Source organism: Aphanothece microscopica RSMan92 (genome assembly GCF_046613545.2).
Lineage (GTDB): Bacteria > Cyanobacteriota > Cyanobacteriia > PCC-6307 > Cyanobiaceae > NIES-981.
Genome location: NZ_JBKKKY020000302.1, coordinates 1 through 686 on the forward strand (window position 1 = coordinate 1; position 686 = coordinate 686).

2 protein-coding genes are annotated in these 686 nt (G+C 70.6%); both read right to left on the bottom strand.

The annotated features are described in order from the left end of the window. On the bottom strand, positions 1-343 hold a 343-nt coding region (locus ACLD7X_RS17635), incomplete at its 3' end, for a Clp protease N-terminal domain-containing protein (protein ID WP_425625451.1). Positions 344-413: 70 nt separating this feature from the next. Next, on the bottom strand, positions 414-686 hold a 273-nt coding region (locus ACLD7X_RS17640; RefSeq protein WP_411424993.1), incomplete at its 5' end, for a murein hydrolase activator EnvC family protein.

Here is a 686-nt window from a genome sequence, read left to right on the forward strand (position 1 = left end):
GTGCGAGCAGGAACCACTCCGCCGGCACAAACTGGTCGCCAGCCTTGGCAGCGGCCTCCTCGGCGGCGGCGAACACCCGTGCGGTCTGGGGCGCCATCAGCAGCCGGTCGCCCCCGCCCTGTACCACAGGCTGCGCCTTGAGCGCGGCAGCGATCAGCGCCTCGGCCCGCGCAGGGTCGCCTCCCGCGGCGCGGATCAGCCCCTTGGCGTAGGCCTGATCGTCTTTCAGCAGCGCATCCAGCAGATGCTCCGGGGTGAATTGCTGGTGGCCAGCGCCCAGCGCGGCCAACTGCGCCGCCTGGATCAGGGCCTTGGCGCGATCGGTATATTTGTCCGGGTTCATCGAAGGACGCATCCCTTGGTTGGTTGCGCCTCACGTAGGTGTGGCATTTGCGCCACACAAGGGGGCGGGGTCACGCTCCGGCGCGGGCCGGCATCTGGCGAAGCGGATCGACCGGCCGCACGCCCTGCCGGATCTGGAAGTGCAGCTGAGGCTGATCACGCCCGCCGCTCTGGCCCACCACGCCCAGCTGGTCGCCCCGGCGGACCTGCTGGCCTTCGCGCACCGACAGGCTGTCGGCATGGGCATAAGCCGTCACCCAGCCGCCGGTGTGGCGCACCAGCACCAGCCAGCCATAGCCCGGGATCTGGTTGCCGGCATAGACGACCTCGCCATCGGCCGCCGC